Origin of the sequence: Collinsella stercoris DSM 13279 (assembly GCF_020735465.1) — a bacterium.
Classification (GTDB): domain Bacteria; phylum Actinomycetota; class Coriobacteriia; order Coriobacteriales; family Coriobacteriaceae; genus Collinsella; species Collinsella stercoris.
In genome coordinates this window covers 1,703,302-1,724,200 of record NZ_CP085935.1, presented here as the reverse complement: position 1 = coordinate 1,724,200, position 20,899 = coordinate 1,703,302, and the positions used below count along the sequence as shown (strand labels likewise).

Here is a 20,899-nt window from a genome sequence, read left to right as displayed (position 1 = left end):
TGCACTTTTAGACCGCTTTGCCAAGGGAATTCGGTTGAAAAGTGCATCGAGTTTACCGGTGGTGCATCGAGTTTTGAGAGGTGCATCGAATCTGGTGAGGTGCATCGGGTTCGTGCCGGACCTGCATCGGACCCGCTCGCCCCGCCGCCCCCGCGCATGCCAGCGTTTCCGCTTCGTGACATGTGCGTGGCGGCGGATAGCCCTCAACGCCGGCGGGTATGATGTGCCTACTGCAAGAGCCGTAGGGGAGGGCGCATGATTAACGAGGCCATGTACGCGCGAGGGGCGGAAAGCTCCAAAATCAGGGAGATCTTTACGTATGCGTGCGAGCGCAAGGCTCAGATCGGCGCCGACAAGGTGTTCGATTTCAGCCTGGGCAACCCGAGCATCCCTGCGCCTGAAGCGGTGCGCTCCTCAATCGAGCGCTCGTTGGCCGAATGCGCTCCCGAGGAGCTGCATGGCTACACCCCCGCCCCAGGGCTACCCGCCGCGCGCAAGGCTGTTGCCGCTTCGCTCAACCGGCGTTTCGGCACCTCATATAGCATGGGGGACATCTTTATGACGGTGGGTGCCGCCGCCTCGGTTTCCTGCGCGCTGCACGCGCTCACCTCGCCGGGCGACGAGGTCATTGTGGTCTCCCCGTATTTCCCGGAGTACAAGGTCTGGATAGAGTCCTGCGGCTGCACGTGCGTGGAGGCGCCGGCGAAGCTCTACACGTTCCGCCTGTCTGTGGGCAGCATCATGGAGGCAATCACGCCCCGTACGGCGGCGATTATCGTCAACTCGCCCAACAACCCCACGGGCTCCGTGTACTCCCGGGAGGTGCTGCAACGGCTGGCCAACTGTCTGAACGAGGTGAATCGATCGCGCGAACAGCCCGTGTTCCTCATCTCCGACGAGCCGTATCGCGAGCTTACGTACGGAGCCGAGGTTCCGTGGGTGCCGGACATCTATAAAAACACGGTGGTGTGCTACTCGTACTCCAAGTCGCTCTCGCTGCCGGGCGAGCGCGTGGGCTGGGTGCTCGTGCCGCCTGCGTGTTTCGAGAACGCGCGCGCGATGGCTGCGATTGCCGGCTCGGCGCGCGCCTTGGGATTTGTGTGCGCCCCCGCCCTCTTTCAGCGGGTGGTCGCCGATTGCGTGGATGAGCCCTGCAATGTGGGGGCGTACAATCGCAACAGATTGCTGCTGGTAAACGAGCTGGGCGAGATGGGCTACTCGGTGGTTGAGCCCGAAGGGGCCTTTTACCTGTGGGTGCGCGCGCTCGAGTCGGATGCCGAGGCGTTTTGCGAACGGGCGAAGCGCTTCGAGCTGCTCCCCGTGCCGTCCGACAGCTTTGGCGTGCCCGGTTGGGTGCGCGTGGGGTACTGCGTGAGCTACGACACCATCGTGAACTCCCTGCCGGCATGGCGAGCGCTGATGGATTCGTATCGTTAGAAGAGGCCGGGGCTGCGGCTGGGTTGGAGACGGTTGGCTCGGAGACGCGCTCGGCCTGGAGAGACGGATGCTCAGGAGCTGCGACCTCGGCGGCCGCGCGACCGGCCCGCGGGGAACGGCCGGCCTTGTGGAGCAGCCGGATCGACGGGGGACGGCCGGCCTTGTGGAGCAGCCGGATCGACGGGGGACGGCCGGCCTTGTGGAGCAGCCGGATCGGTAACGCGACCGGCACGGCACCGCGGCAAGCCCGTAGACGTGCCAGACAGAACGGTCGCCAGCCTAAAAGCTCCGGCTGGAAATGCCGTCGGACATACACGCCACGCGACCGAAAAGCGCGCCCGACCAGAAAGGGGTTTTACCATGGGATACCGTATATTGGGCGACGTGCACACGCACACACTCTATTCGCGCCATGCGTACTCGACCATACAGGAGAACGTGCAGGCCGCCGCGCACGCCGGGCTTGAGATCCTCGGGTCGACGGACCATCTGAGCTGCATGCTCTTTCCCGAGCAGCATGTGCGCAATTTCCAGTACTTCATCAATATGGGCATCTGGCCGCGCGAATGGCAGGGCGTGACGCTGCTGCACGGATGCGAGGCCGATGTGGAGGGATTGGACGGCTCGCTCTTTGGCCAGGATATTGCCTGCACCGAGGACATCACCGGTCGTGCGTTGAGGCGTGAGCGCACGCTGTTCGAGCGCGTGACGAGCGCTGCGGATTACGTTATCGCGAGCGTGCACAACGCGGAGTTTGCGAGCGGCTGCGACGTGGCGCGAATCACTGACATGTACGTTGCCGTGCTTGAGCAACCGCGCGTGCTCATCTTGGGTCACACGGGTCGCTCGGGTTTGCCCTACGACCTCGATACCGTGTTGACCTGCGCCAAAAAGCGCCACAAGCTCATCGAGATCAACGAGCATTCCCTGCAGAGCGCGGGCCCTCATCAGGACATGTGCCGTCGCATTGCCGAACGCTGTGCCGAGTTGGGGGTGGGCATCACCGTTTCCAGCGATGCACACATCGCGCCGCAGATCGGGCGCTTTGACGCGGCGGAGCGGATGTTGGCCGAGATTCACTTCCCTCAGGAACTCATCATGAACCGCGGTCGCGAGGCATTCATGCAGGCCATCGAAGCCTCGGGCGTGAGCAACGTAGAGCCGAGGTAGACGTCCGTTTGCATGTGGCGGCTCAAGTCTACGGGCCGAGTTGGCGTCAGCGTGCCGAGGTGGGTCAGCGTGCCGAGCCGGCGGAGCGCGGTGGAAGTGGGCGGCGCGCTGCAGCAGGGTAGGCTACGTCGACGCGGCGGCGAGATATGACGGCTGTCGGCACGTGGTGCGCTCGGCCCAGCGTGCCGAGGCGGGTCAGCGCCCCTCAGGTGGCGGTGCACGCCCGCGCGACGCCCTTCCGCGGCAACGACTCCAGGCCTCTTCGACCGCAAACCTTAAGGTTTCCCCACGAAAATGTAAGCGTTTCGTCACATGCCAAACCCGCGGGGCTGGTATTCTGAGCGACGTCAAGCACCGGGGTGTTCATCAACGGCAGGGCGTAAGGATGGCTGCCGTCATACCCGGGTACGAGGTTTCGCGCGGGGAGGTGGCGCATGGCACAACGGTCTGGCAGGATGCGTGCGATTATGCGCCGCGTGCCGTTCGCGTGCCTTTTGCTGCTGATCGCGGGCGTTCTCACCGCGTCCGCTCGTCTGTACACACGCCACGTGCAAGAGCTTTCCGGCATAGCCGCGGTCGAGTCCCCCGGGTTGCCCAAAGCGTACGGCGACGACGCCTCGCTGTTGCCGCGCTTGTCGACGGACCTCACGTACACGAGTCTCGATGCGCCGGGGTCCGGTGAGGCGCAGGCGCACGTCACATGGGACGACGCGTGGTTCACCGCCAGCGACACCGCGTACAACCATGGGCTCGCGCAGACCAGTTCGGTCCTCGCGGCGCTCGCGTATTCAGAATCTGGTTACTATCAGTCAAAGACCAGTCAGCCGGCGTACATGGAAAACGCCCTTTCCGCACTCGGGTTCGACGATGCCTGCACGGCCTCCTATCGGTATCGCAGCGAGGTCGTCGATGAGGTGCTGAACTTGGTGACCGACGATGCCGATGGCGTTGCCTACACGGTGGCTCGCAAACGCCTGAAGTTGGATGATGAGGGCAAAGGGGCTCCGCGTGACCTCATCTTGGTGAGCGTGCGGGGAAGCTACGGTTCGGAATGGCTGAGCAACCTCGACCTCACGTCGGATGAGTCGAATGACCACGGCGGGTACTGCCGCGCCGCGCAGGAGATTTGCGAGGAGCTGGGCACCTGGGTCGATGAGTCCGTCGCGGATGGGGCGAATGTATCGGTGCTGCTCGTGGGCCATAGTCGCGGCGGGGCGGTTGCGAATCTCGTCGCTGCGGAAATCGACGACTGCCGCGCCGGCGTGCAGCCGGTCGCCGCGCAAGACCCCGGCCACGCTGACGACCTGAGCGCGCTCGGCGCCGTCGACCATCTCTATGCGTACACGTTCGCCTCTCCGGCGACGACGCTGAGCGCCCAGGCACGCAGCGCGCGCTACGACAACATTTTCAACATCGCAAACCCTTCTGACATCATGCCTTACCTGCCGCTGTCGTCGTGGGGATACGAGCGCTACGGTGTGGACATGGAACTCCCGTCGGTCGATACCGCCGGTTTTGATGCGGCGTGCGAGGACATGCGGGCGCTGTACGAGCAGTCGGTGGGGGTGGCCTGCGGTGCCGATCCCACCGACAAGCACGTGGTGCAAGCGGTCCTTGGCGACGTCGCGACGGGTATCGGGTCGGTCGAGGAGCTGGTGACGCCGCGCGGCGCGCTCGCGGTCTTTACCTCGGTGGCGGCGCGCGTCGATCCCGTGCGCATTCTGTACAGCCACTATCCCAGCACGTATATCGCGTGGATGAGCGTCATTGCCGAGGATGGGTTGACGGTCGTGAAGTAGCGCGCCGAAGCATGCCGGTGGCGCACCGGGGCATGTGTGTGGCCATGATGCTCGGCCCGTCCTCGAGGTGCGAGCGATGTGGCGACATGTGCGGCGTTGCGGGGCGGCCTATGTTGCCGAGCGCACTCTTCGCCGCCGCCCGCGTTTTTGCGCGCCTGCGCCTCGTGGCCTAGCTCGTCGCGGGCGTGAGCGTGGCGATCATCTCGGTATGGGTGGTGTGCGGGAACAGGTCGACGGGGGTCAGCCGGTCAACGCGATACCCCGCCTCGCCAAATTGCTCAAGATCGCGCACGTGCGTTACGGGGTTGCAGCTGATGTAGACGATGCGGCGCGGTCGGAGGGTCGTTGCGGCCTCGACAAAAGCGGGCGCGGACCCGGCGCGCGGTGGGTCCATGATGAGCACGTCGACGTTGAGCCCCTGCTCGGCGGCTTCGCGCATGTATTCGGTCGCATCGCGCGCGATGAAATCGCTCATATCTTCCAAGCCGTTGACCTGGGCATTTCGCTGCGCGTCGCGCACGCCCTCGACATTTCGCTCAACGCCTATCAGGCGAACGTGCGCTCCGTTGGCGCGTGCGCTCGCCGCCGCGGCAAGGCCGATGGTGCCGCTGCCGCAGTACGTGTCGAGCACGGTGTCACCCTCGCGCAGCTGCATCCCCTCGATGGCGCTTTGGTAGAGCACCTCGGTTTGTTGGGGATTTACCTGGTAAAACGATACGGGGGATATCTCGAACGTGCAGTCGAGCAGCTGGTCGCGCATGCGGGGCTTCCCATGGAGCAGGCGGGTCTCGCCGCCCAGGATCGCGTTGGTCACGCGCGGGTTGACGTTTTGCGCAATCGTCACGATGCCGGGGTGCTCGCGGGCGATTGCCTGGGCGAGCGCGTCGAGGTGGGGAACCTCGCGCGTCCGCGTCACGAGGGTGAGCATCGATTCGTTCGTGCGCCACCCGCAGCGCAGCACGGCGTAGCGCAGCTGTCCCTGCCGGCGGTCCTCGTCGTACGCGGGAATGCCGAAGTCGCTTGCCAGGCGCGCGACCTCATTGAGCAGCTCTCGTGCCCCCGGTGCCTCGACTGGGCACGCGGGGCAGGGCACGATGGTGTGGGTGCCTCGGGCAAAAAAGCCGCAGCGCACTTCGCCATGGGGGCCGGGGGCGAATGGTGTTGAGGCCTTGTGCCGAAACGCGCGCGGTGAGGCAAGCGGCGAGTCGGCCGCGGTGACGGGTCCCGCTTCGCGCGAGGGACCCATGCCGAGCGCGTCGTCAACGTGCACGTTCCAGCCAAAGCGCCCGATGAGGGGCTCGTATAGCTCGATCATGGCGGCATGCTTGCGCTTGAGCTGCTTGCGGTAGGGCAGGCCAAGCCATTCGCATCCCCCGCAATCTCGCATGATAGGGCAGGGCGCCTTGCGGTCGCTTGCTGCGGATGAGACCTTGAGGGCTGGGTTGGCCTTCCGGCTGTTGGCAGCAGGGCGTGCTTTGCGACCTCCGGCGGCGGGACGTGCCTTGCGATCAATGGCGGCAGGGGAGGCTTTTCGATCGCTGATGGCGGATGAGGCCTTGCGGCCGCTCACAGTAGGGGGCTCCTGGCGGCAGCCTGAGGCGGGCTGCGCTTTGCGACCTCCGGCGCCGGGGTGCGCTTTGCGGCTGCTCGAGGTGGGGCGGGCCTTGCGATCGCTGGCAAAGGCGGAGACCTTGTGGCCGCTGCCGCCGGCGGAGGCCTTGCGGCCGACAGGGGAAGATGAGCGCTGCTTGGCCATGGGTAATCCATTCACGTTGGGTTGGCGTGTGCAACATTCTAACAAGCTGCAGGTGCCTTGTTCGAGATGCGGACATGCCTCGCGACGCCATGGCTTCGTGCTTCGCATACGGTTGCCGCGCGACGCGCCTGCATCTTACATAACGTGCTTGCGCCATGCACAACGCATCCGCGTTGCGCATGAGGTGCCTGGGGCCATACGTAACATATCTGCATCGTCCGCGACATTCTTGTGTACCATGCGCAGCGTGCCTGCCCCGCACGCGACGCGCCCGCACCGCATGCAGCATGCCCGCACTATGCGCAACGCGAGCGCATCCCTCGCAACACGATCGCACTCCGCGGAGCATACCCGAGCCTTGCGTAACATGCCTGCAATCTTGAAGAACACTCTTGTACTCCATCAAACTAAAGTGCTATTCTCCCAACTGTCGACAACGACACTTTAGTTAAGTAAAGTACTTACAGGGGAAAGAATCAACCATGAAGAAGAACGAGCAGAATATGGCAGACGAGACGACCCAGAAGGCATTCGCATCCCGTGGGCTGACGTGTCGATCCTTCATGGCGGGCGTGGCGTCTGCCGCGATGGCGCTCACGCTGTTTGTCGGGTGCGGTGGCGCGCCGGCCGCCACCAACGAGGGATCTGCAGCCGGCTCCGCGGCCGCAACGAGTAAGGACACCTCCGCTGTCGCGACGGGCAAGCTCATAGTCGGCTTTGACCAATCGTATCCGCCGTACGGATACGTGGGCGATGACGGCGAGTATACGGGCTTTGACTTGGATCTTGCCCGCGCCGTCGCAGAGGAGCAGGGCTGGGAGCTCGAGCTCGAGGCGATTGACTGGGACGCCAAGGACGCCATGCTCAAGTCCGGTGCCATCAACTGCATCTGGAACGGCTTCACCATGGATAATCGCGAGGACGATTACACCTTCTCCGACCCGTACATGCTCAATGCCCAGGTCGTGGTGGTGCGTGCCGATAGCGGCATCGAGGACGCCGAGGGCCTTGCCGGCAAGACGGTCGTGACGCAGGTCGATTCCGCCGCTGAAGCCGTGCTCAAAGAAGACGCCGCCGACCTGGCCGCCACGTTCGCCTCGCTCGAGACGATCGGTGACTACAACACGGCGTTCATGCAGCTCGAGTCCGGCGCGGTGGACGCCGTTGCCTGCGACCTCTCCATCGCCATGTATCAGATGACGGCCAAGCCCGATGCCTATGTCATGCTCGACGACTATCTTTCTGAGGAAAATTATGCCGTCGGCTTTAAGAAGGGAGACACGGCGACCGCCAAGAAGGTGACCGAGACGCTCAAGGCCCTGTACGAGGACGGGACCGTCGATGAGATCGCCGCCAAGTACGCCGACCAGGGGCTTACCATGGACAACTGGCAAATCAAGTAGCGGCTTTCCAGGCGCCTCATCTTCGCCCGGTGCCGAGAGCCCATGTGCGTCAGCACGTCGCGCTCTCGGCACCGGGCGCACCCGGGACGTTTGGAAGGTCGTATCGACTGCGAGGCGCCGTGGTGCCCGACGGCGAGACGCTAACGGACATGGCGGTGGGGTTGCCAGCGAGAGGCCATGGGCGCACCCGGTGAGGAGACACCGGGCGCACCCGGGGCGTTTGGAAGGCCATATCGGCTGCGAGGTGCCGCGGTGCCCGACGGTGGGGCGTCCGGCGAACCCGTCGGGTATGGCCCCGCGGGCATGGCGTTACTGCTTGAAGGAGAAAGGGCTCGCGCCTTGGAAATCACGACAATGGTTCAGATGCTGGCAGAGGGTTTTCTCACCAGCTTGCAGATCTTCGCGTTGACGCTCGTGGGCGCCCTGCCGTTAGGTATGGTGGTGGCCTTTCTGCGCGGGAGCCGATGCGCCGTCGTGCGCGCCATCACGCGCGTCTATATCTCCGTGATGCGCGGAACGCCGCTCATGTTGCAAATGTTCGCCATCTATTTCATGCCGTACTACGTATTCGGCATCCAACTTACCCAGGACTCCAAATGGCAGGCAACCATCGTCGCCTTCATCATCAACTACGCGGCGTACTTTGCCGAGATCTATCGCAGCGGCCTGCAGTCCATCCCGCGCGGTCAATACGAGGCCGCCGAGGTCCTGGGCTATTCCAAGCCGCAGACCTTTTGCTACATCGCGCTGCCGCAGCTTATCAAGCGCATCATGCCGGCTATCGGCAACGAGGTCATCACGCTCGTCAAAGACACGTCCCTGGCCTTTGCCATTGGAGTGGGCGAGATGTTCTCCACTGCCAAGGCGCTTGTCGCCTCGCAGGTGAGCATGGTGCCGTTTGGTATAGCCGCGGCGATTTACTGGGTGTTCAACTTTATAGTCGAGGTCGCGCTGGGGCGCATCGAAAAGATGCTTGCCTATTACCACGACTAGCGTTTGACGGGGGTTCTCATGCCTGTTGTATCTGTGAGGGACGCCCGCAAGGCGTTTGGCGGCGCCGATGTGCTGCGCGGCATCACGCTCGAGGTCGAGCGCGGCGAGGTCGTAGCAGTGATTGGCCCTTCGGGTGGCGGCAAGTCGACGCTGCTGCGATGCATGACGCTGCTTGAGACGCTCGATGCCGGCGACCTGTCCTACGGGGACTTGGCCGTGGCGCGCCAGGACGGCTCAGGCAAGGCGATCTATGCCAGGAGCGACGTGCTCAAACAGACTCGTAGCCGCTTCGGCCTGGTGTTTCAAAACTACAATCTCTTTCCGCACTATACCGTTATGCGCAACATCACGGACGCGCCGGTGCGCGTGCAAAAACGCCCGGCCGCCGAGGTTGAGCAGCGCGCCCGCGAGCTTGTCGCGAAGATGGGGCTCAAGGGCTGCGAGGACAAGGTGCCCTGTCAGCTTTCGGGCGGTCAACAGCAGCGCGTGAGCATCGCCCGCGCTTTGGCCATGGACCCCGAGGTGCTGTTCTTTGACGAACCCACGAGCGCACTCGATCCTGAGTTGACCACCGGTGTTTTGCGCGTAATCAGGGAACTTGCTGCGGAGCATATGACCATGGTTGTGGTCACGCACGAGATGGATTTTGCGCGTGACGTCGCGGATCGCGTGGTGTTCATGGACGGCGGCGTGATCGTGGAGGAGGGGCCTGCGGCTCAGGTGCTCGGCGACCCGCGCGAAGAGCGCACGCGTGCATTTTTGGCGCGGCAAGGCAGGTAAGGGCGGCCCGGAGCGGCTCCTGGCGCAGGCGATCGCGGCTTGGAACGCCTCACGATTTTAGTGGAGGGGGGGTCATACATTAAAATGCGCGGGGTTTCTTGAGATGGGCCAAGTACACAGCTCATTTCAGCAGCAAAACCCCTGTTGAGAAGAAGGCAAAACGCCGGTGTATCCGCGTGGTCCAGAATAAACCCCACACATTTTAATCGCGGGCCTTTTCTGGGGCGCGACGTTCCCCCTGCGACGGCATATTCTGGACGTTCCCAATCGCTTTCATTGCGATGGGGGTGCGGGCCGCCCTCTTGGGCGGGCCCAGAGCGGGCCAACTTGCTTGACGGCGCGCTCTGGGTCCGCAGCGTTCCGCCCGCCGCCCCGGCGTTTCGTGCCGCTTGCGGGGCGGCCGGAAAGCCGTCCTCGCCCTTTGGTAGGATGAGGCGAGCCAAGATGAGCATTTGCCAGGGCAGAAGAATGGGAGCGCGTGATGGCGGATAATGTGTTCAAACTTCCACTGTTTGCAAAAACGCAGCAGCTCAAGCCCATTCCGGGTGGTGACTCCGGTCGCGTCTTCATGATCACGAGCGCCATCGCGCCGCAGCCCGAAAGGAGTATGGGCTACGTGGTGGAGGCGGCCGGACCGCGCAGGGTGAAGATCCACGCGTGGCTCGCTCTGGGCGGTGCCATCTATGCGTGCGACGAGCCCTTGGCAAAGCGCCCCGAGCGCGACTCCAACGCGGGCATTTCCAAAGACGACGAGGGCGAGATCGTGTTCTACGTGAATCGCGAGGGCAGGATCGCCAAGGTCGCCCATCTTGCGCAGCGGGAGCAAGACGGGCGCGTGAGCGTCGTAGATTGCCGCGGTGACCTGGGGGCGTACGGCTCGGGCGCGTACGATATCGACGAGATGGGCGCGGCGTGCTTTTTATCCCAGTGGCTCTTCCCGCGTGAGCGCGGCGAGGAATATTCCCTGGTAAGCGTTGCCGATGTCTTGGACGGTTTGCTGACTTCCTCCTATCCAGACGCGCTCGATGCTGTGGTGTATCGAGGCCGTCGCGAGGGCGCAGACGGCTTTGAGCGCTTTGCGTCTCGCTCGCTTATGGCAGCGGGCGCCGAGCGCGTGCGGCCCATCGCCGCGGCGCACGATATCGACCTGCGTCGCCTGGGGTCCACGGGCCTGTTCTGGACGGCGTGCAACAAAAGCGAGCTCAACGAGGCGGAACTCGATACATTGCAGGCGGTCGAAGGTGCCCTCAACCGCCTGGTGTTCATGGAGCGCGACTTGGGAGACGGGCAATCCCCGTTGGTAGGAGATGTGACAGAAGAGGCCTGTGAGCGCTCGTCGTTGGCGTCGCTTCGAACGTTCATCTCTGTAGCACCGCGGTTGATGCGCGGTTGCGACCGGACGAATGATTTTTCGACCGTGCTAGGCGCGGAGTCCGCCCGCGGCGGCGAGTGGGACGTGCGCACGCGCTTTGCCGCAGCCACCGAGGGCCTGCGCGCGCCCTTTGGGTTTGACTACCGCTTTGACTGCGATGCCCGTGCGGGCGTGTTCGCCGTCGACGTCGCCGTGCCGTCGTCCTCGGCGTTTCCGGCGACGGACCAAGCTGGGCGCAACGCGCTGCAGGCCGCGTACGTGCTGCGCCTTGCGGCGACGCTCGCCGCGGTCGCGTTCGGCTCGGGCGTGGGCGTGATCCGCGCTGTGGTCACCGCCCGCGAGCGCACGCTGGCGGGCCGCGCTATCGCTTCGCTGGAGTTGAGCCGCCAACTGTTCGCCATGGAGGTCATGCCGCTTATCCAGTCGGGTGAGCTGCTCAAGGAATCCCTGACCGCCGCGGACCTCATCAAGATGCTCTCGCCCGTCGCGGTGTATATGGACGCCGGCGCGGATGGAGGGCTTTCCACCATTGAGTCGCTTGACGCCGGCCTGCCGGACCGCTCGGTCAAGATGGCCGACGACCGCCGTCCGCTGCCGGATTCCCTCGTGGGGCTCCTGCATGCCGACACTGTGGCGGACCTGGACATCTTTGACGCGGACGACGACCCGCTGCGCGACCGGTATCGGGAGATCTGCGAGCGCTACAAGGACGACTCCGCGCAGGCGGACGGCGCCTCGGGCTCGATCGCCGCGGAGCTTGTCGACCTGATCGCCGCATACGACATGGCCGACGCCCTGCAGGACAGCGACGCGCGGCCGCTCTATTGCGTGAGCATGGTCGCCCGTGCCGTCGTGGGCCAGGTTGATGAGAACGAGTCGGTGCGCTACCGCAAGATTCCCGACACCGCCTACGACGCCCGCTCGATGCTCTGCCGCATCTATCGCGAGCAGGGGAATATCGAGGACGCCATCGGCCTTGCAGAGGACCTGGTGCGCCTTGCCCCCACGTCTTTCACGTCGTACCAATCGCTCGCACTCACCTATCGCGAGGGCGGTCGCGACCGCGACGCCGTGGAGGCGCTGATCGACGGCCTGCGCTTTGCCGCGGACCCCACCGACATCGCTTGCGCATACTACCGTCTGGGCTTCCTCTTTTGGCAGGGCGGCGACCCCGCGCTCGGCCTTGCCTGTTACACGCTGGTCAGGCCCAACACGCTCTTTTTTGGCGAGGCGCAATCCGAGATCGGCGAGCTCATGCAGGAGAGCCACATACATCGCAGGCCAACGATCGACGAGGCGTCCGCGGCTTTGCGCGCCGACGGCGTGCCGGTGGCTCCCGTCTCGCAGCTGGGCGCCACGTCCGCGCGCGCCGCGGTGGCGTTGGTCGACGCGGGGCTCTTCGACGCCGCGAACTCGCTCGTGCATTTCCTCTCGTCGATCGACGTGGGGCCGAACAGCTTTGACGTGCTCGCGCAGGTGCGTCGCTCGTTGAGCCGGGGGTAGGGTTGCAAGAACCGAACCGCCCCGCGCCGTTGACCTACATGGCACGTTGGCAGTCTTAGGGTTAAGGCCGCAAGAACCGAACCGCCTCGCGCCGGATGCGGGGAGCGGCTTACGAAACACGAGTCGCGACGAACGTCTCATGGGGAAGGCGAGACGGTCGCAAAGACCGAATCACCTGCGCCTTCGTCGCCAGGTACACATGATGTCAAGGAGCCGTCCGGAAGGGCGGCTCCTTTGCTGTCAGGCCGCGCCACCCTTTACCGCGCGCAAGTGCAGATTGCCGAAAGCTGGAGAAGGTGAATGAAGGGCGGGGCTGCATGACGAGATGCGCTGCCCGTCTTTGCTGGGACGATGCGATGGCGCAGCTATTCGCCCTTTACCGCGCGCACGTGCACGCTGGGCGAAAAGGGTGCGGCATTCACGTATGAAATGGGTAGGCTCAAGCCATACGGCTGTCGTGCGGGGATGCACAGGGCACCTCGCACGCATTTTCGGCGCGTCTCTGCGCGCTGGGAAAGGGAGGTGTCCCATGGGTGCACCCAAGACTGGTAACGTGAGGAACGTGGTGCTCGTAGGCCAAGGCGGGGTGGGCAAGACCTCACTCGCGGAGGCCATGCTCCACCTTTCCGGCAAGACCGCCCGCCTGGGTGGCCACGACGGCACCAAGCCCACGCTCGATTACGATGCCGAGGAGGTCAAGCGCGAGTTCTCAATCTCGACCTCCATCGCGCCGATCGACTGGAAGAGCGCCCGCATCAACGTGCTCGACGCCCCGTGCTACCCCGACTTCATCGGTGACGCCTATGCGGCCATGAGCGTGTGCGAGACGGCCCTGTTCGTGGTCGATGCCGCCGAGGGCCCGCAGCCCACCACCGTCAAGCTCTGGTACGCCGCCGAGGACCTGCGCCTTGCCCGCGCCGTATTCGTGAACCGCGTGGACAAGGAGAACGCGGACTTCGACATGTGCCTCGAGATGCTGCGCGAGCGCTTTGGCACGCGCCTGGGCGCCGTTACCCTGCCGTGGGGCACGGGCGACGACTTCAACGGCATCATCGACCTGGTGCGCATGAAGGCCCGCCATTGCGATGGCACCAAGCAGACCGAGTCCGAGATCCCCGAGGAGCTTCGCGCTGCCGCCGAGGCCGCCCACGAGACCCTGTGCGAGCTCGTGGCCGAGGCCGACGACGACCTCATGGAGAAGTACCTCGAGGGCGAGCCCCTCACCCAGGAGGAGGTCGAGGGCCTGCTCGCCAAGGCCATCGCCCAGCGCCTGTTCGTCCCGGTGTTCGCCGGCTCCTGCGTGCAAGAGCAGGGCGTGAACTCCCTTATGGACGACATCGCCACGTACTTCCCCGCACCCACCGACTACGGCGAGATGCCGCTCATCGACGGTGACACGCTCAAGATCTCCTCTGAGGACGACCGTCCCGTGGTGTTCGTCTTCAAGACCCTGAACGACGCCCAGCAGGGTCGCCTCTCCTTCCTCAAGGTGCTCACGGGCACCATCGAGCCCGGCATGGAGCTCGTGAACGCGCGCACCCGCAAGGGCGAGCGCCTGGCGCACCTGAACGTGATGTGCGGCCGCGAGATGACCGAGGTCGGCCATGCCTACGCGGGCGATATCGTGGTCGTTCCCAAGATGGGCGCCGAGACGGGCGACACCCTCTCGGTGACCGGCAAGGTCGAGGCCGCGGCGTTCAAGTTCCCCAACTCCCAGTACCGCATCGCCATCGAGGCGGAGAACCGCTCCGACGAGGACAAGCTCTTCACGTTCATCGAGAAGGCCTGCGAGGCCGACCCGACCATGAGCATCGACCGCGACGAGGAGACGGGGCAGACCGTGATCTCGGCGGTGGGCGAGGCCCAAGTGAGCGTGCTGCTTAACCGTCTGGGGGACCGCACCAAGGTTGCCGCGCACATCGTGCCGCTGCGCATTCCCTACCGTGAGACCATCCGCCGCGTGGCGAGCGCCCAGGGCCGCCACAAGAAGCAGACCGGCGGCGCCGGCCAGTTCGGCGATTGCTATCTGCGCGTCGAGCCGCTGCTCGACGGCACCGAATACGAGTTTGTGGACGAGGTTGTGGGCGGACGCATCCCGCGCGCGCTCATTCCGGCGGTGGACAAGGGCGCGCAGGAGACCATGAAGGACGGCGTGATCGCGGGCTACCCGCTCACCGGCATCCGCGTGGCCTGCTACGACGGCTCGTATCATCCGGTCGACTCCAACGAGATGGCCTTCCGCACGGCGGCGCGCATCGGCCTCAAGAAGGCGTGCGAGGACGCCGATCCCGTGGTGCTCGAACCCATGGAGAACATCACGGTGACGATCCCCGAGAGTTACGCCGGCGCCGTGATGGGCGATGTGTCCGCCAGCCGCGGCCGCGTGACCGGCATGGATTCCAACGAGCGCGGCGAGACCGTGGTCGCCGCGACGGTACCCTACGCCGAGCTGGTCGATTACGCCACGCGCCTGCGCTCGCTCACGCGTGGCACGGGCGATTTCACCATGGAGCCCGCCGGCTACGAGCAGGTTCCCTACGACGTGCAGCAAAAGCTCGTCGAGATCTACGAGCACAACCGCGCTCAGGGCAGGTAGGCCCGCGGCGTGCGGTAACGTATCTGCTCCGTGATTGGCAGGAGACGGGCGCATCCCCGAGGGGGGGTGCGCCCGCCTTGTCTTGAAATAGGAGCAGGCGCTGAATTGAGGCTGCGCGATGATCCTGCCTTGGTGCCCGCATCTCCATCCTGAGGTTGCTGCCCGACAGGGCTACCGGCTTAATCCTCATTGAGGCTCGACACATCGAAAAAACGCGCTCGCGGGCGTTGTTTTGTCAGCATATCGACCCTTTCAGCCAAGGCGCCTCAGAATAGGGACAGGCACTGATTTGAGGTCGGGCCTCGCTTCCCGTGGCCCCAAAACAGCGCCTGTCCCTATTCTGAGGCGGGGCTTTACACGGTCCTTACATGTGGCTTTCCCGTGCCTGAACTGCGTTCTTTATCATCCTCGGAGTTCGACTGCCGTGTAGAGGAGGAGCCTGGTGGATCGTACGTCTGAGGAAAGCGCCCGCGCCATGGCACGAGCCGTCGAGGCGGCTTCGGTGCGCGAGATGGGCGGCGCCGCGTTCGCCCAGGTGGGGCTCGAGGCCGAGGGGCCGCAACCCGCGCATGCCACGCGCCTGGCCGTGAGCCACGTCAACCTGTATTACGGCGACCACCATGCGCTCAAGGATGTGTCGATCGAGATCCCGGAGCGCGAGATCACCTCGTTCATCGGCCCGTCCGGCTGCGGCAAGTCCACGCTGCTGCGCTGCTTCAACCGCATGAACGACTACGTCAAAGACTGCCGCATCGAGGGTTCCATCACCCTCGACGGTCAGGATATCTACGCCGACTTCAACACCACGCTGCTGCGCCAGCGCGTGGGCATGGTGTTCCAGCACCCCAATCCGTTCCCCATGAGCATCTACGACAACGTCGCGTACGGCCCGCGCGGCATGGGCATCAAGAACCGCTCCGAGCTCGATGACCTGGTGGAGGAGTCGCTGCGCCGCGCCGCTCTGTGGGACGAGGTCAAGGACAAGCTCAAGGCGTCGGGGCTGTCGCTCTCCGGCGGCCAGCAGCAGCGCCTGTGCATCGCGCGCGCCATCGCGGTCAAGCCCGAGGTCCTGCTCATGGACGAGCCCACCTCGGCGCTCGACCCCATCTCGACGGTGCAGGTGGAGCAGCTCGCCATGGAGCTCAAGCGCGACTACACCCTGGTGGTGGTGACCCATAACATGCAGCAGGCCGCGCGCATCTCCGACTCGGTGGCGTTTTTCCTGCTGGGCGAGTTGGTGGAGCACGGTCCGACCGCGCAGATCTTCAAGGCCCCGCGCGATCGGCGGACGGAGGACTATCTCACAGGCCGCTTTGGCTAACCTCTGGCTTCCCCAAGTACCGCATCTTGCCCTTCAATCGTCGGGCGCCGCACGCAAGGCGTACGCCCTCCTCTTTCAGGGCAATCTGGGGCACTTGGGAAACCCAGAGGTGCGGGGCTGAGGCGTTTGGGTGGGTTGAGCCTGGACGCTAGGCGCGTGCCCTCCTCGTTCGCGCCGACCTGCGGCACTTGGGAAACCCAGAGGTGCGGGGCTGAGGCGTTTGGGTGGATAGGGTTCGAGGTCGCTGCGTGCGGGGCGTGGCGCCCTCTTTGCCCACACCGACCTGCGGCGCTTGGGAACCCCAAGGTTCTTGGGGCGACGAGCGGCGTTGGGCTTGGCGCGGAATGCGGGGCACGCGGGGTAGAATGGACGCAAAACGGGCGAAGGGAGCCGGTCGCATGATTTATTACGTCGAGGATGATGACAACATTCGGGGGCTCACCCTGTACGCCCTGCGTCAGCAGGGGATCGAGGCGGAGGGCTTCGCCTCGGACAGCGAGTTCAAGGCTGCGGTCGCACGCCGTGTGCCCGACGCCGTGCTGCTCGACATCATGTTGCCCGACACCGACGGCCTCGAGATCATGCGCCGCCTGCGCGCCGACCAGGCAACGGCGACCGTTCCCATCATGATGCTCACCGCCAAGGACTCCGAGCTCGACAAGGTGGTGGCGCTCGACGGCGGTGCGGACGATTACCTCACCAAGCCGTTCTCCCTCATGGAGCTCACGAGCCGCTGCCGTGCCCTGCTGCGCCGCGGCGGCATGACCAGCCGGCCTGCCTCCGAGACGCTGCAGGTGGGTGGCATCGAGCTGTCTCCCAGTCGTCGCACGGTGCGCGTGGAGGGCCAGGAGCTCAAGCTCACCCTGCGCGAATTCGACCTGCTCGAGTACCTCATGCGCAAACCCGGCGTGGTGTTCACGCGCGAGTCGCTGTTGCAGAGCGTGTGGGGTTGGGACTTCGACGGCGGTTCGCGCACGGTGGACGTGCACGTGCAGACGCTCCGTCAAAAGCTGGGCGATCACGCGGATCGCATCGAGACGGTCCGGGGCGTGGGCTATCGCCTCGCCGATCTCTAAATGGGCATGCGTAGCGCAGGGAAGCCTGCGAGCGCAGTGCCCGGGCGTCGGCAAACGGGCGGGGTACCTGCCGCGTCTGACGGTTCCGCCGTGTCGGCGACCTCGACGAGCGCGGTGGAGCCCGCATATGCCGCGCCCGGCAGTTCCGCCGTGCCTACCCCTTCAACGAGCGCGGTAGAGCCCTCGGATGCCGCCCCGCGGCGGCGCAGGGCGAAGAGCGCCCCTCGCTCGCTTTCCCGCCGCGTGTTCGTAACGCTGCTCACCATCTCGCTCACCACCATCGCCGTGTTCGCGCTGGCGCTGACGCTGTTCATGCAGCAGCGCCTGATGAGTTCCACCGCCGCCGAGCTCGCCAATGAGGTCCGCATCGTCGCCGCCTCGCTCAACAGCTCGCCGAGCTATCTCTCCACGCTCAAGCGCCTGCATCTGGACGGCACGCGCATCACGCTGGTGGGGTCCGACGGCGATGTGCTGTACGACAGCGACATCGACGAGGCCACGATGGAGGACCACGGCAACCGTCCCGAGATCGAGCAGGCGCTCAAAACGGGCCGCGGGTCGGCGGACCGCTCGAGCTCGACGCTGGGCGAGGTCATGCTCTATGAGGCGATGCGCCTGGCGGACGGCAGCGTGATTCGCCTGGCCCAGGGCGAGGCCGGTTACCTGGCAGTGTTGTGGTCGCTCGCCGGCCCCGTGGCGCTGCTCACCACCACGGGCGTGCTGGTTTCGATTGTGGTGGCGCGCCGCGAGTCGCATCGCATCATCGAGCCGCTGCTCGAGGTCGACCTGGATCACCCCCGCCGCAATGCGCAAAACGCCTATGCCGAAATGGAGCCCATGTTGGAGCGTATCGAAAGTCAACGCCAGGAACTCAAGCGCCAGGTGCGCGTCCTTGCCGACAACGATCGCATGCGCCGCGAGTTCACGGCGAACATCACGCACGAGCTCAAGACCCCGCTCACCACGGTCTCGGGCTACGCGGAGCTCATCGCCAACGGCCTGGTGACGGACGAGGCCGACCTGCGCGATTTCGGCCGCCGCATCTACAGCGAGGCCGGTCGCCTGACGTCGCTGGTGAACGACATCCTCACCCTGTCCAACCTGGACGAGGCCGAGCGCTCGGAGGGCGAGGCCGCGGCGGCGACCTTGGGCGCGCGCGAACCCATCGACGTGCCGCGCACCCTTGAGGGCATTGTGCAGCGCTTGGAGCAGGTCGCGGCGCGTGCCGAGGTGACTTTGGAGCTGGCGTGCGAGCCTGCCATGGTGATGGGCGTTCCGCGCTTGATCGACGAGCTGGCGTACAACCTGGCGAGCAACGCCATTCGCTACAACCAGCCGGGCGGCAGCGTGGTGCTCGCGTGCGGCGTCGAGCCGGCGGAGGGCTCCGCGATGCGGGCGCCCTACATCCGCGTATCCGATACGGGCATCGGCATTGCGCCCGAGGAGCAGGGCAAGATTTTCGAGCGGTTTTACCGGGTGGACAAGAGCCGGTCCAAGGCGCGCGGGGGCACGGGTTTGGGCTTGGCCATCGTCAAGCATGCGGCGGCGTTTCACGGTGCGCGCATCGAGCTTGAGAGCGAGCTGGGCCGTGGCACGGCGATCACGGTGCATTTTCCCGTGCAGGATCTGCCCGAGCTGAGCGCGTAGGCGAGTGCGTGGGCGAGCCGGAGGTGCATGGGCGTGCCGGCGGGTTGGCGGCAAATAGGCGAGTGTGCAGGCGGGTCGGCGGTGCACGGGCGAGTGTGCTGACGCGCCGGCGGCGCATGGGCAGGCGGCCCGGCAGCGCACGGGCGCACAGACGGGTCGGCGGGTGCGGATCGCGCTCGCCACTGGCTTTGTAGAACGTATCCGCTACCGGCTATGTAAAAACTCAACCGCTCATCGAAGTCACGGGGCCTTGGAGGCTCGGCGGCGTTTCTGCACCTTTTATACTGGCGGTGTACGCGTAATGAGTACGGGCACATTGCCGCGAGGAGGGTCTGCCATGAAGTTCTTTATCGACACCGCGAACCTTGACGAGATCGCCGAGGCAAAGAGCTGGGGCTGTTTGGCCGGTGTGACCACCAATCCGAGCTTGTACGCCAAGACCGGCGGCAAACTCGAGGACTTCGAGCCGCATATGCTCAAGATCGCCGAGCTCTGCGAGGGGCTGCCCGTCTCGGCGGAGTCAACCGCGATGACCGTCGAGGGCATGGTCGAGGAGGGCCGTCGCCTGTCCGCGCTCGCGCCGAATATCGTGGTTAAGCTGCCCATGTGCGAGGCGGGGCTCGCCGCGTGCCGCGCGCTTGCCAACGAGGGCGTGCGCGTCAACATGACACTCGTCTTCTCCGCCACGCAGGCGCTTTTGGCCGCCAACGCCGGCGCGCGCTACATCTCGCCATTTGTGGGCCGTTACGACGACATCGCGCTCGACGGCCTGTCTCAGCTCGCCGACGTTGTCGCCTGCATCAAGAACTACGACTGGTCCGATAAGAACCCCGACGGCCGGGTGGAGATCATCGCCGCCTCGATCCGCACGCCCAACCATGTGACGCAGGCGGCGCTCATGGGAGCCGACATCGCGACCGTTCCCATGAAGGCCCTCAAGAAGTGCCTGCACCATCCGCTCACCGATGCGGGTCTGGCCTCGTTTGCGGCAGACTGGGCGCGCGTCACCTCAAATTAGGGACAGTCCCTAATTTGAGGTGTTCCCAAACGGGTGTTGGTCAAGCGTTTTACCGCAGGTAGATACGGTAATTTAGGCTTCTAAGGTTTTGAATTTACCGTTTGCTTTCGACCCAATTTTGCGCACTGCCGGTATGATTACCCTGATAACGCGCCACCGCTCACATGCAAGGAGGCATTGTTCATGAGCGATGAGGAACTCATTCAGATTGCCAATGAGGTTCGGAAGGGGGTCGTGGTCGGGACGCATTCCGCCAAGGCCGGTCACCCGGGCGGGTCGCTCGGCGCCGCCGACATCATCACGTACCTGTACTTTGAGGAGATGGACATCGATCCGGCCGACCCGCGCCGTGCGGACCGCGACCGCTTCGTGCTCTCCAAGGGACACTGCGCGCCAGCCCTCTATGCCGTGCTGGCCCATCGTGGGTTCTTCCCCGTGGACGACTTGCCCACGCTGCGTCACATCGGCAGCCACCTGCAGGGCCATCCCAACATGAACGACACCCCGGGCGTCGACATGTCCACCGGCTCGCTCGGCCAGGGCATCTCCGCCGCGGTGGGCATGGCGCTCGCCGCCAAGCACTGGGGCGACTCGTACCGCACGTTCTGCCTGCTCGGCGACGGCGAGATCGAGGAGGGCCAGGTGTGGGAGGCCGCGATGTTCGCCGGCAACCACCACCTCGACAACCTCGTGCTCATCGTGGACCACAACGGCCTGCAGATCGACGGCACCATCGAGGAGGTCAACTCCGCGATGCCCATCACCAACAAGTTCGAGGCCTTTGGCTTCCATGTGATCGAGCTCGCCGACGGCAACGACATGGCGCAGGTTCGCGCCGCGTTCGAGGCTGCTCGCGAGGTGAGCGGCAAACCCGTGTGCATCGTCGCCGAGACGGTCAAGGGCAAGGGCGTCTCCTTCATGGAGGGTCAGGTGGGCTGGCATGGCAAGGCCCCCAATGACGAGCAGTTCGAGCAGGCCATGGCCGAGTTTGAGGCCCGCGCGGCCGAGCTCGCAAAGGAGGCGTAAGA

At 65.1% G+C, this 20,899-nt stretch carries 14 protein-coding genes; 13 read left to right on the top strand and 1 reads right to left on the bottom strand.

Annotated features, from left to right (window positions below):
- Positions 1–255: 255 nt before the first annotated feature.
- From LK434_RS07375 to LK434_RS07365, 3 genes are all read left to right on the top strand, one after another.
- The gene (locus tag LK434_RS07375; RefSeq protein WP_006719516.1) at positions 256–1,437 is read left to right on the top strand and encodes a pyridoxal phosphate-dependent aminotransferase; all 1,182 of its coding nucleotides are present in this window, start codon (positions 256–258) and stop codon (positions 1,435–1,437) included.
- Between the two features lie 360 nt (positions 1,438–1,797).
- The gene (locus tag LK434_RS07370) at positions 1,798–2,607 is read left to right on the top strand and encodes a phosphatase (RefSeq protein WP_006719528.1); all 810 of its coding nucleotides are present in this window, start codon (positions 1,798–1,800) and stop codon (positions 2,605–2,607) included.
- A 434-nt stretch (positions 2,608–3,041) separates the two neighbouring features.
- Positions 3,042–4,406, top strand: coding sequence for a lipase family protein (locus tag LK434_RS07365; protein WP_148334406.1), 1,365 nt, complete (start codon positions 3,042–3,044; stop codon positions 4,404–4,406).
- 169 nt (positions 4,407–4,575) lie between these two features.
- Here LK434_RS07365 and rlmD read toward each other — a convergent pair whose 3' ends face one another.
- Positions 4,576–6,162 carry a 23S rRNA (uracil(1939)-C(5))-methyltransferase RlmD gene (rlmD, locus tag LK434_RS07360; protein WP_083784168.1) on the bottom strand — a complete coding sequence of 529 codons (1,587 nt, stop codon included), beginning with the start codon at positions 6,160–6,162 and terminating at the stop codon, positions 4,576–4,578.
- A 482-nt stretch (positions 6,163–6,644) separates the two neighbouring features.
- On the opposite strand from rlmD, the gene LK434_RS07355 reads away from it, so the two are divergent.
- The 10 genes from LK434_RS07355 (at position 6,645) to LK434_RS07310 (ending at position 20,897) form a co-directional block, all read left to right on the top strand.
- On the top strand, positions 6,645–7,565 hold the full coding sequence (locus LK434_RS07355) for a transporter substrate-binding domain-containing protein (protein WP_006719547.1): 921 nt from the start codon (positions 6,645–6,647) through the stop codon (positions 7,563–7,565).
- 339 nt (positions 7,566–7,904) lie between these two features.
- Positions 7,905–8,558, top strand: coding sequence for an amino acid ABC transporter permease (locus tag LK434_RS07350; RefSeq protein ID WP_040360471.1), 654 nt, complete (start codon positions 7,905–7,907; stop codon positions 8,556–8,558).
- 18 nt (positions 8,559–8,576) lie between these two features.
- The gene (locus LK434_RS07345; protein WP_006719584.1) at positions 8,577–9,338 is read left to right on the top strand and encodes an amino acid ABC transporter ATP-binding protein; all 762 of its coding nucleotides are present in this window, start codon (positions 8,577–8,579) and stop codon (positions 9,336–9,338) included.
- A 481-nt stretch (positions 9,339–9,819) separates the two neighbouring features.
- On the top strand, positions 9,820–12,213 hold the full coding sequence (locus LK434_RS07340) for a tetratricopeptide repeat protein (RefSeq protein ID WP_227917691.1): 2,394 nt from the start codon (positions 9,820–9,822) through the stop codon (positions 12,211–12,213).
- Between the two features lie 529 nt (positions 12,214–12,742).
- Positions 12,743–14,809: an elongation factor G gene (locus tag LK434_RS07335; RefSeq protein ID WP_006719587.1), complete on the top strand. Its 2,067-nt coding sequence runs from the start codon at positions 12,743–12,745 to the stop codon at positions 14,807–14,809.
- A gap of 475 nt (positions 14,810–15,284) precedes the next feature.
- A complete protein-coding gene (pstB, locus tag LK434_RS07330; RefSeq protein WP_006719588.1) occupies positions 15,285–16,130 on the top strand; it encodes a phosphate ABC transporter ATP-binding protein PstB in 846 nt (281 codons plus the stop codon).
- A 398-nt stretch (positions 16,131–16,528) separates the two neighbouring features.
- Positions 16,529–17,206, top strand: a complete 678-nt coding sequence (locus LK434_RS07325) for a response regulator transcription factor (protein WP_040360472.1) — start codon at positions 16,529–16,531, stop codon at positions 17,204–17,206.
- 150 nt (positions 17,207–17,356) lie between these two features.
- Positions 17,357–18,853 carry a sensor histidine kinase gene (locus LK434_RS07320; RefSeq protein WP_227917690.1) on the top strand — a complete coding sequence of 499 codons (1,497 nt, stop codon included), beginning with the start codon at positions 17,357–17,359 and terminating at the stop codon, positions 18,851–18,853.
- Positions 18,854–19,190: 337 nt separating this feature from the next.
- Positions 19,191–19,871 (top strand): transaldolase family protein, encoded by a 681-nt coding sequence (locus LK434_RS07315; RefSeq protein WP_006719592.1) that lies wholly within the window; start codon positions 19,191–19,193, stop codon positions 19,869–19,871.
- A 183-nt stretch (positions 19,872–20,054) separates the two neighbouring features.
- Positions 20,055–20,897 carry a transketolase gene (locus LK434_RS07310; protein WP_006719593.1) on the top strand — a complete coding sequence of 281 codons (843 nt, stop codon included), beginning with the start codon at positions 20,055–20,057 and terminating at the stop codon, positions 20,895–20,897.
- Positions 20,898–20,899 lie beyond the last annotated feature (2 nt).

What these genes read in the sequence shown, in the direction of transcription:
- LK434_RS07375 (WP_006719516.1), top strand. Translation starts at nt 256, where the DNA reads ATGATTAACGAGGCCATGTACGCGCGAGGGGCGGAAAGCTCCAAAATC.
- LK434_RS07370 (WP_006719528.1), top strand. Translation starts at nt 1,798, where the DNA reads ATGGGATACCGTATATTGGGCGACGTGCACACGCACACACTCTATTCG.
- LK434_RS07365 (WP_148334406.1), top strand. Translation starts at nt 3,042, where the DNA reads ATGGCACAACGGTCTGGCAGGATGCGTGCGATTATGCGCCGCGTGCCG.
- rlmD (WP_083784168.1), bottom strand. Translation starts at nt 6,162, where the DNA reads ATGGCCAAGCAGCGCTCATCTTCCCCTGTCGGCCGCAAGGCCTCCGCC.
- LK434_RS07355 (WP_006719547.1), top strand. Translation starts at nt 6,645, where the DNA reads ATGAAGAAGAACGAGCAGAATATGGCAGACGAGACGACCCAGAAGGCA.
- LK434_RS07345 (WP_006719584.1), top strand. Translation starts at nt 8,577, where the DNA reads ATGCCTGTTGTATCTGTGAGGGACGCCCGCAAGGCGTTTGGCGGCGCC.
- LK434_RS07340 (WP_227917691.1), top strand. Translation starts at nt 9,820, where the DNA reads ATGGCGGATAATGTGTTCAAACTTCCACTGTTTGCAAAAACGCAGCAG.
- LK434_RS07335 (WP_006719587.1), top strand. Translation starts at nt 12,743, where the DNA reads ATGGGTGCACCCAAGACTGGTAACGTGAGGAACGTGGTGCTCGTAGGC.
- pstB (WP_006719588.1), top strand. Translation starts at nt 15,285, where the DNA reads ATGGCACGAGCCGTCGAGGCGGCTTCGGTGCGCGAGATGGGCGGCGCC.
- LK434_RS07325 (WP_040360472.1), top strand. Translation starts at nt 16,529, where the DNA reads ATGATTTATTACGTCGAGGATGATGACAACATTCGGGGGCTCACCCTG.
- LK434_RS07315 (WP_006719592.1), top strand. Translation starts at nt 19,191, where the DNA reads ATGAAGTTCTTTATCGACACCGCGAACCTTGACGAGATCGCCGAGGCA.
- LK434_RS07310 (WP_006719593.1), top strand. Translation starts at nt 20,055, where the DNA reads ATGAGCGATGAGGAACTCATTCAGATTGCCAATGAGGTTCGGAAGGGG.